The 8,245-nt window shown below is 67.5% G+C and carries 11 protein-coding genes; 8 read left to right on the forward strand and 3 right to left on the reverse strand.

Translation table 11 applies throughout. The features are described 5' to 3' along the window. From CAL29_RS16280 to fliR, 8 genes are all read left to right on the forward strand, one after another. The coding region (locus tag CAL29_RS16280; RefSeq protein WP_143277683.1) for a flagellar hook-length control protein FliK at positions 1-782 on the forward strand (782 nt) is incomplete at its 5' end. 180 nt (positions 783-962) lie between these two features. Then, complete coding sequence (locus tag CAL29_RS16285; RefSeq protein WP_094854144.1) at positions 963-1,547, forward strand: flagellar basal body-associated FliL family protein; 585 nt, start codon at positions 963-965, stop codon at positions 1,545-1,547. Beyond that, on the forward strand, positions 1,548-2,549 hold the full coding sequence (gene fliM / locus CAL29_RS16290) for a flagellar motor switch protein FliM (RefSeq protein WP_094854145.1): 1,002 nt from the start codon (positions 1,548-1,550) through the stop codon (positions 2,547-2,549). It begins immediately after the preceding gene. Next, positions 2,546-3,076 carry a flagellar motor switch protein FliN gene (fliN, locus tag CAL29_RS16295; RefSeq protein ID WP_094854146.1) on the forward strand — a complete coding sequence of 177 codons (531 nt, stop codon included), beginning with the start codon at positions 2,546-2,548 and terminating at the stop codon, positions 3,074-3,076. The genes fliM and fliN overlap by 4 nt, the downstream gene beginning before the upstream one ends. A 21-nt stretch (positions 3,077-3,097) precedes the next feature. After that, positions 3,098-3,427, forward strand: a complete 330-nt coding sequence (gene fliO, locus CAL29_RS16300) for a flagellar biosynthetic protein FliO (protein ID WP_094854147.1) — start codon at positions 3,098-3,100, stop codon at positions 3,425-3,427. A 70-nt stretch (positions 3,428-3,497) separates the two neighbouring features. Further along, the gene (gene fliP, locus CAL29_RS16305; RefSeq protein WP_094854148.1) at positions 3,498-4,295 is read left to right on the forward strand and encodes a flagellar type III secretion system pore protein FliP; all 798 of its coding nucleotides are present in this window, start codon (positions 3,498-3,500) and stop codon (positions 4,293-4,295) included. 34 nt (positions 4,296-4,329) lie between these two features. Further along, positions 4,330-4,599, forward strand: a complete 270-nt coding sequence (gene fliQ, locus CAL29_RS16310; protein ID WP_094854149.1) for a flagellar biosynthesis protein FliQ — start codon at positions 4,330-4,332, stop codon at positions 4,597-4,599. Positions 4,600-4,621: 22 nt separating this feature from the next. After that, positions 4,622-5,425 carry a flagellar biosynthetic protein FliR gene (gene fliR, locus CAL29_RS16315; RefSeq protein WP_094854150.1) on the forward strand — a complete coding sequence of 268 codons (804 nt, stop codon included), beginning with the start codon at positions 4,622-4,624 and terminating at the stop codon, positions 5,423-5,425. A 236-nt stretch (positions 5,426-5,661) separates the two neighbouring features. Here the strand turns inward: fliR and CAL29_RS16320 are convergent, their stop codons facing one another. The 3 genes from CAL29_RS16320 to CAL29_RS31840 all read right to left on the reverse strand — a co-directional run. Beyond that, positions 5,662-7,404: a methyl-accepting chemotaxis protein gene (locus CAL29_RS16320; RefSeq protein WP_094854151.1), complete on the reverse strand. Its 1,743-nt coding sequence runs from the start codon at positions 7,402-7,404 to the stop codon at positions 5,662-5,664. A gap of 83 nt (positions 7,405-7,487) precedes the next feature. Next, positions 7,488-8,015, reverse strand: coding sequence for a hypothetical protein (locus tag CAL29_RS16325; protein WP_143277684.1), 528 nt, complete (start codon positions 8,013-8,015; stop codon positions 7,488-7,490). Between the two features lie 30 nt (positions 8,016-8,045). Beyond that, a partial coding sequence (locus CAL29_RS31840; RefSeq protein WP_218831865.1) for a hypothetical protein occupies positions 8,046-8,245 on the reverse strand: 200 nt, incomplete at its 5' end.

The following is an 8,245-nucleotide window of genomic DNA, read 5'->3' on the forward strand; positions in this document are numbered from 1 at the left end:
CCACGGCGGCCGCGACCGCTGCCGCCCAACCGCCCGCGGCCACCCGCGACGGCGCGCCGCTGGCCGCGCGGGACACCGCGCCGGCCCCCGCGGCGCCCGCCGCCCACGTCACCCGGCAGGCCGTGCAGGCTGCCGGCGCCAGCGCGGACGGCAACGCCACCGGACAGGACAACGCCGACAGCCTGGCCAAGCCGGCCCAGCACGCGGCGGCCGCCAGCGACGCGCCCGTGCCGGCCGTGGCCGCCAACGCCCACGAAGCCCTGGCCAACGCCGTCGCCGCCAGCCAGGCGCCGGTCACCGTGCACGCGGCCCCCGTCACGACCTCGCTGCAAGTCAGCACCCCGGTCGGCCAGGCCGGCTGGGCCGCCGACCTCGGCAAGCAGGTCGTCGTGCTGTCCAACAATGCGCAGCAGAAGACCCAGACCGCGGAACTGCGCCTGGACCCGCCGGACCTCGGACCGCTGCGCATCACGCTGACCTTGAACGACGGCGTGGCCCAGGCCTCCTTCGTGTCTTCCCACGCCGCCGTGCGCCAGGCCGTCGAAGCCGCGCTGCCGCAATTGCAGCAGGCGCTCTCCCAGGCCGGGATTTCGCTGGGCCAGACCAATGTCGGCGACCAGGGCGCGCAGGCCGGCTTCGCGGCCAACGACCAGGGCGGCCGCCAGGGGCAGTCCGGCGGCGGCAACGCATCGGCCCAGGCCGACGGCGGGACCGCCGACAGCATCGTCGCCACGGTGCAGTCGCGCCGCGCGGCCAACACGCTGGTGGACACCTTCGCGTGAGGCCGGAACGCGCGCGGACCGGCCCCTGCCGGACAGGCGACGCGCGCGTTTCGCCAATAGCCTGAGATACACGGATTTCGCCCTGTTTTTCGCCTCCCTGCCGGAGGGCGAATTGGGGCAGAATGTTTCCGGATACTCATAAATTGCGTTTTTCTCGGTAATTCCACTCACCGATCCAAGATGGCGACTTCCAAAACACCCACCATGCCGTCGCGCAGCACCCTGCCCGTGCGATCCGGCGGCGCCAGCCGGCTGCTGCGCCCCATCATCGGACTGCTGGTCCTCCTGATCGTGGCCGCGGCCAGCGTCGCCACGACCTGGATGATCACCACCCGTTCGCAGCGCCAGCCGGCCAACGCCGCCGTCCAGATCAACGTCGGCCAGGCGCAGCAGCCCGGCGCGACGCCGACCACGTTCGTGCCGCCGCCGGCCGCGCCCGCCGCCGTGCCCGCGCCGATCTTCATTCCCATCGAGCCCTTCACGGTCACGGTGCAGAGCGCCAATGCCGAACGCATGCTGCACGTCGCCCTGACGCTGCGCGTCAGCGACGAGCAGTCCCGCCAGCGCATCGAGAAATACATGCCGGAAGTGCGCAGCCGCATCCTGTTGCTGGCCTCCTCGCAAACGCCGGAAAGCGTGCAGACGCCGCAAGGCAAGACGGACCTGGCCAACGCCATCATCAAGGCCGTCAACAAGCCGTTCTCGCCCATCCCCGATGGCCAGTACGTCACCGACGTGCTCTTCACGGCATTCGTGGTGCAATAAATGGCCTACGAGGCTTTTCTTTCGCAGGATGAAGTCGACGCCCTGCTCGCGGGCGTCACCGGCGAAGACGACGGCAAGGCACAGGCGCAGGAAGAACAGGCGGGCGTGCGCGCCTACGACCTGAGCTCGCCCGAACGGGTCGTGCGGCGCCGCATGCAGACGCTGGAGCTGATCAACGAACGCTTCGCGCGCCATATGCGCAGCGTGCTGTTGAACTTCATGCGCCGCAACGCCGACATCACCGTCGGCTCGATCAAGATCATGAAGTACTCGGATTTCGAGCGCAACCTGCCCGTGCCGAGCAACCTGAACATGGTGCAGATGAAGCCGCTGCGCGGCACCGCCCTGTTCACCTACGACCCCAACCTGGTGTTCCTGGTCATCGACAGCCTGTTCGGCGGCGACGGACGCTACCACACCCGGGTCGAGGGACGCGATTTCACGACGACCGAGCAGCGCATCATCCGCCGCCTGCTCAACCTGACGCTGGAAAGCTACGGCAAGTCCTGGGACGCGGTCTATCCCGTCGAATTCGAGTACGTGCGTTCCGAAATGCACACCAAGTTCGCCAGCATCACCGGCGACAACGAGGTGGTGGTGGTCACGCCCTTCCACATCGAATTCGGCGCCACGGGCGGCGACCTGAACATCTGCCTGCCCTACTCCATGATCGAGCCGGTGCGCGACCTGCTCACCCGGCCGTTGCAGGAAAACACCCTGGAGGCGGTCGACCAGCGCTGGGCCACCCAGCTCTCGCGCCAGGTGCGCAGCGCCGACGTCGAACTGGTGGCGGAATTCGTCAGCATCGATTCGTCGATCCGCGACCTGCTGGCGATGAAGGTCGGCGACGTGCTGCCCATCGAGGTGCCGGAGATCGTCACCGCGTTCATCAACGAAGTCCCGGTCATGGAATGCGGCTTCGGCGTCTTCAACACCCAATACGCCCTGCGCATCCAGAAACTGCTAACTCCCCACGATTCCGATACTGAGGCCCCCGAATGACTGATCCGAACGCCGAGAACAAAGCCGGCGGCACCAGCCCCGCCGCGTCCGGCGCCGACGACTGGGCCGACGCGCTCGCCGAGCAATCCCGCGCCGCCACGCAGTCGCAGGCCGACGGCCTGAAGGCCGCGGAAGACGACCCCTGGGCCGCCGCCATGGCCGAACAGGGCGCGGCCACTGCCGCCGCCCCCAGTCCGGCGCCGCAATCGGCCGCCAAGGCCGTCTTCAAGCCGCTGGCCGGCAGCACCGAAAAGGCCACCACCGACATCGACCTGATCATGGACGTGCCGGTGCAGTTGACGGTGGAGCTTGGCCGCACGCGCCTGACCATCAAGAACCTGCTGCAGCTCGGCCAGGGCTCGGTGGTCGAGCTCGACGGCCTGGCCGGCGAACCGATGGACATCTTCGTCAACGGCTACCTGATCGCCCAGGGCGAAGTGGTGGTGGTCGACGAGAAGTACGGCATCCGCCTGACCGACATCATCACCCCGTCCGAACGCATCAACCGCCTGAACGGCCGCCGTTGATCCCGCGCCGCTGATCCCGTCATGACCTCGCCCGACGTGCTACGCCTGTTCCTCGGCCTCGTGCTGGTGGTGGGCGTGATCCTCGCCTTCGGCTGGCTGGCCCGCCGGGGCGGACTGGCCGGCCGGTCGCGCGGCCGCATGCGGGTGATCGAAAGCCTCGGGCTGGGGCCGCGCCACCGCATGGTGCTGGTCCAGGTCGACGATACCTGGCTGGTCGTGGGCATCGCCGCCGGCCAGATGAACGTGCTGCACACGCTGCCCGCGGGCGCGCCCTTGCCGGACCTGCCGGCGGCGCCGGCCTCGGCGTTCGCCGGCAAGCTGGGCGAAGCCTGGCGCCGCCGCCACGGCTGAGGGTGCGTCAGCCTTTCCCGCTGTATTCCTGCAATCACCGGCGGCGAGGCCGCCACCGCCAGAATCCGCCATGAGCATTTTCCGCAGTTGGGCCCCTCTGTTGCGACGCGCGCTTTCTTCGCAGCGCGGCGGCGCCTTGCTCGGCCTGCTGGCCTTGCTGGCGCTGGTGCCGGGCGTCGTCCTGGCCCAGGCCACGCTGCCGGCCCTGACGGCGACGCCGGGTCCCAACGGCACCGAGACGTACTCGCTGAGCGTGCAGACGCTCATCATGCTGACGGCGCTGACCTTCCTGCCGGCGGCGGTGCTGATGATGACGGGCTTCACCCGCATCATCATCGTCCTGAGCCTGATGCGCAACGCGCTGGGCACCCAGACCACGCCGCCCAACATGGTGCTGATCGGCCTGGCCCTGTTCCTGACGGCGTACACCATGTCGCCGGTGTTCGACGAAATCTACCAGAAGGCCTACCAGCCCCTGACCGCCGGGTCGATCACCTTCGAGACCGCGCTGGAACGCGGCGCCGTCCCGCTGCGGACCTTCATGCTGCACCAGACCCGGGAAACCGACCTGGCGCTGTTCGCCAACATGACCAACCAGCCCGCCATGGATACGCCGGCCAACGTGCCGCTGAAGGTCCTGGTGCCCGCCTTCGTCACCAGCGAACTGAAGACCGCCTTCCAGATCGGCTTCACCGTCTTCATTCCCTTCCTGATCATCGACCTGGTGGTGGCCAGCGTGCTGATGGGCCTGGGCATGATGATGGTGCCCCCCGTCACGGTGTCGCTGCCCTTCAAGCTGATGCTGTTCGTGCTGGCCGACGGCTGGCACCTGCTGCTGGGCTCCCTGTCCCGCAGTTTCTATCAATAGATAAGGCCTGCGCCGAATCCGCGAGTCATCCGCCATGAACGACCAAACCGTAATGACGATGTCCTACCAGGCCATGAAGATGGTCCTCATCGTGGCCGGCCCGATGCTGCTGGTCACGCTGGCGGTCGGCCTGATCATCAGCGTGTTCCAGGCCGCCACGCAGATCAACGAAATGACGCTGTCCTTCATTCCCAAGCTGCTGGCCGTGGCCGCGACGCTGGTGGTGCTGGGGCCCTGGCTGATGCAGACCATGGTCGACTACATCCGCCAGATCATGGAGCAGATCCCGGGACTGGTGTCCTGAGGCCGGGGCCGGCGCGGGCGTCATGATCAGCTTCACCCTCGACCAGCTATACGGCTGGATCAACGCCTTCCTCTGGCCCTTCGCGCGGCTGCTGGCCCTGTTTTCCGTGGCGCCGCTGTTCGGCGAGTCGTCGGTGCCGTCGCTGCCCAAGGTGGGCCTGGCGGCGATCGTCGCCATCGTGGTGGCGCCCACCCTGCCCGCCTTTCCGGCGGTGGCGACCAGTTCCTACGAAGGCCTGTGGATCCTGGCGCAGCAGATATTCATCGGCATGGCGCTGGGCTTCGTCATGCGGATCTGCTTTTCCGCGGTGCAGACGGCGGGCGACTTCGTCGGCCTGCAGATGGGCTTGTCGCTGGCGACGCTGTACGACCCCTCGACGCATTCCAACACCGAAGTGCTGGCGCGGCTGTTCAACATCCTGGCCATGCTGCTGTTCCTGGTGTTCAACGGCCATCTGCTGATGCTGGACGTGCTGGTGCGCAGCTTCACCATCCTGCCCATCGGGCACGACACGCTGAATCCGGCCGCCTGGATGGGGGTGGCGGAAGTGGGCGGGAAGATCTTCTCCTCCGGCCTGCTGATGGCCTTGCCGCTGATCGCGGCGCTGCTGACGCTGAATCTTTCCCTGGGCATCCTCAACCGCGCGGCGCCGCAGCTCTCGGCCTTTTCCGTGGGCTTTCCCATCATGCTGATGTCGGGCGTGGTGCTGCTCACCATCATCCTGCCGCACACGCCCTCGTTCCTGAACGAGTTCTACCAGGAATCGCTGGCGGCCATGGCGCGCGTCGCCGACACCCTCGCCATGCCCCGCACCGGGGCGAATTGATCCCGCAGAGGCGGGAGATATGGGATAGGGTCAATGCGTTCCATGCGGAACCCGACCGGCGCCGGCCGTTGTCTGAAAAAGAAAAAAGCCCCGTCCAAAGGACGAGGCATAACGGACTGACACGTTGACGCGCGCGGCGGACCGGCTGTCGTTGTGTCGTAGCTGGCGGCGTTGACGGGCCGAGGGAGGCCCGCCGTTACCGCCTTGTTGTTCGATCTTACCTATTCTCGCTTATTTCATTGCGCGACCAGGGGCGTGGCGTAGGCCGTGCCGCCCAGTTGCTGGGCCGGGACTTCGATGACCTGACCTTCGTTGATCTTGAAGATGGCCACCGCCTCGGCCAGGCGCTGCGCCTGTTCCTGAAGCGAACCGGCCGCGGCCGCCGCTTCTTCCACCAGCGCCGCGTTCTGCTGCGTCACTTCGTCCATCTGCGAGACCGCGCGGTTGACCTGGTCGATGCCGCTGGACTGTTCCTCGGACGCCGCCGAGATCTCGCCCATGATGTCCGTCACCCGTCTCACCGACGTCACGATTTCCTGCATCGTGGCGCCGGCACGCTCGACCTGTTGCGAACCCGCGCCCACCTTGGACACCGAGTCCTCGATCAGGCCCTTGATTTCCTTGGCCGCCTGGGCGCTGCGCTGGGCCAGCGAGCGCACTTCACCCGCCACCACCGCGAAGCCCTTGCCCTGCTCGCCGGCGCGGGCCGCTTCCACCGCCGCGTTCAGCGCCAGGATGTTGGTCTGGAAGGCGATGCCGTCGATCACGCTGACGATTTCCGAAATCTTGCGCGAGCTGGCGGAAATGCCCTGCATCGTGCTGACCACTTCGCTCACGGCCGAACCGCCGCGCGCCGCCACGTCCGAGGCGCTGGCCGCCAGTTGGTTGGCCTGGCGCGCGTTGTCCGCGTTCTGCTTCACGGTCGACGCCAGTTCTTCCATGGACGCCGCGGTTTCCTCCAGCGAAGCCGCCTGCTGCTCGGTGCGGCTGGACAGGTCGGTATTGCCGGCGGAAATCTCGCGCGAGCCCACGTTGATCTCTTCCACCCCGCGGCGCACCGAGGCCACCGTGCGCGTCAGGCTTTCCTGCATGCGCTTGAGCGCCGCGTACAACTGGCCGATTTCATTGTGCGAACGGACATCGACGCGCTGGGTCAGGTCGCCGCCGGCGATCTTCTCGAAATGCTGGCCGGCATCGACCAGCGGGCGCACCACGACGCGGCCGAACACGATGCGCGAGACGATCATCAGCAGGATGGCCGCGCCCACGGCCACGGCGACCGCGATCAAGGCCAGGTCCAGGTTGTGCTTGGCCTGTTGGTTGGTCTCGGCCTGCTGGTCGTTGATGTACTTGGTGAATTCCTCGATGGCGTCGATGAAGGACGCGCTGCGCGGCACGCCGTACTCGGTGTTCACCATGTAGAAGGTGGCGTAGTCCTGGCTGCGCAGCGCTTCCACCATGGTGTCGACGCCGTCGTCGATGTAAGAGCGATAGCGGCGCACCAGGTTCATCGACAGTTGGCGGCCGGTGTCGTCGTCCAGCATATTCTTCTGGAAATCGGCGAAGCTGCTGCGCACGTTCGCCAGCAGGTCGTTGGCCTGCTTCAGCGTATCGGCGGCGTCGCGCTTGTCGTTGTCGGCCGTCGACTGGCTGACGCCCTCGACCGCCGCTTCCTGCAGGCTGCGCGCCGACATCAGCAGCGCGACACGGGCGCGCAGCATGTTGGCGTTGATCACCTGCACTTGCGCGGCGCGGTCGGTCAGTTGTCCCAACTGCAGCACGGCATGGTAGTTCTGGTTGAGGAAGAAGGCCGCCATGCCGCCCACCGCGGCGATCAGCAGGGCGAAGATGGCCAGCACCATCATCAGCATGGACCCCACGCGCACGTCACGCATCGCGAACTTGCGCTTCACTTTGGGCGTGCGCGTTTTTTTCCTGTTGGCCTTGGCTTTGCGGCCTGACTCGGTCATGGTGTCCATGTCGCCTCTCCGAAACTATCCTGTAATGCGAGTAATGGCCGCGCCGCGCCCTCAGGACGGCAGGCATGGCCGCGATAACGCCGCTAGCGCGGCGTCGCGTTTTTCCCATCGGACGCCGACGTGTCGGCGGGTCCGTTCCCCGGGATGAAAATCGGCATCGACGCGGCGTCTTCCGCCGGCGCCGGTGCCATGGCGGGCGGCACATCGGCCGGCGGCGTATCCGCCGGCACGTACACGCCCAACAGTTTCTGCCGGCTGTCGCCGGGCAGGAAAACGTTGTCGGAGTCCACCAGCCTGATCAGGCGCCCATCGGCGCCGAACTGCAACAGGGTGGACTTGCGGGCATAAACCGCGTCGGTGACCAGCGAAAGCTTGTAGTCCCAGCGGGCAAGCGTGGTGCCGTCGCTTTGCGGATATTGCGCGGTGGGCGGCGCGTTGAAGGCGCGCGTCGCCTCCATCATGGTCGACTGGCCCGGCGTCAACGAGGCGATACTCTCGTCGGTGTAATAGCGGCCCGTCGTCAGGGAACAGCCCGCCAGCGACACGAGGCCGGCAAGCGCGCCCACGCTTGCCAGGGCGCGCATCGCGGAAAGGGGTCGGGTGGCGGCCATGGCGAGCTCGTTCAGAAGGATTCCCAATCGTCATCGCTGACGGTGGCGGCTACCGCCGGCTTGCGCGCCGGCATGGCGGCCGGGGCCGCCCCGGCGCGTGTCGCGGCGGGCGCGCCGCGCGTCACGCGGGCAGCGGGCCTGGCGGCGGCAGGCGCGGGCGTTGCCGAAGCCGCCCTGGAAGCCGCCGGAGCGGCCGCTGTTGCTGACGCAGCCGCCGGCGTCGCCGAAAC

Source organism: Bordetella genomosp. 10 (assembly GCF_002261225.1).
Classification (GTDB): Bacteria; Pseudomonadota; Gammaproteobacteria; order Burkholderiales; family Burkholderiaceae_B; genus Bordetella_C.

What these genes read in the sequence shown, in the direction of transcription:
- CAL29_RS16285 (WP_094854144.1), top strand. Translation starts at nt 963, where the DNA reads ATGGCGACTTCCAAAACACCCACCATGCCGTCGCGCAGCACCCTGCCC.
- fliM (WP_094854145.1), top strand. Translation starts at nt 1,548, where the DNA reads ATGGCCTACGAGGCTTTTCTTTCGCAGGATGAAGTCGACGCCCTGCTC.
- fliN (WP_094854146.1), top strand. Translation starts at nt 2,546, where the DNA reads ATGACTGATCCGAACGCCGAGAACAAAGCCGGCGGCACCAGCCCCGCC.
- fliO (WP_094854147.1), top strand. Translation starts at nt 3,098, where the DNA reads ATGACCTCGCCCGACGTGCTACGCCTGTTCCTCGGCCTCGTGCTGGTG.
- fliP (WP_094854148.1), top strand. Translation starts at nt 3,498, where the DNA reads ATGAGCATTTTCCGCAGTTGGGCCCCTCTGTTGCGACGCGCGCTTTCT.
- fliQ (WP_094854149.1), top strand. Translation starts at nt 4,330, where the DNA reads ATGAACGACCAAACCGTAATGACGATGTCCTACCAGGCCATGAAGATG.
- fliR (WP_094854150.1), top strand. Translation starts at nt 4,622, where the DNA reads ATGATCAGCTTCACCCTCGACCAGCTATACGGCTGGATCAACGCCTTC.
- CAL29_RS16320 (WP_094854151.1), bottom strand. Translation starts at nt 7,404, where the DNA reads ATGGACACCATGACCGAGTCAGGCCGCAAAGCCAAGGCCAACAGGAAA.
- CAL29_RS16325 (WP_143277684.1), bottom strand. Translation starts at nt 8,015, where the DNA reads ATGGCCGCCACCCGACCCCTTTCCGCGATGCGCGCCCTGGCAAGCGTG.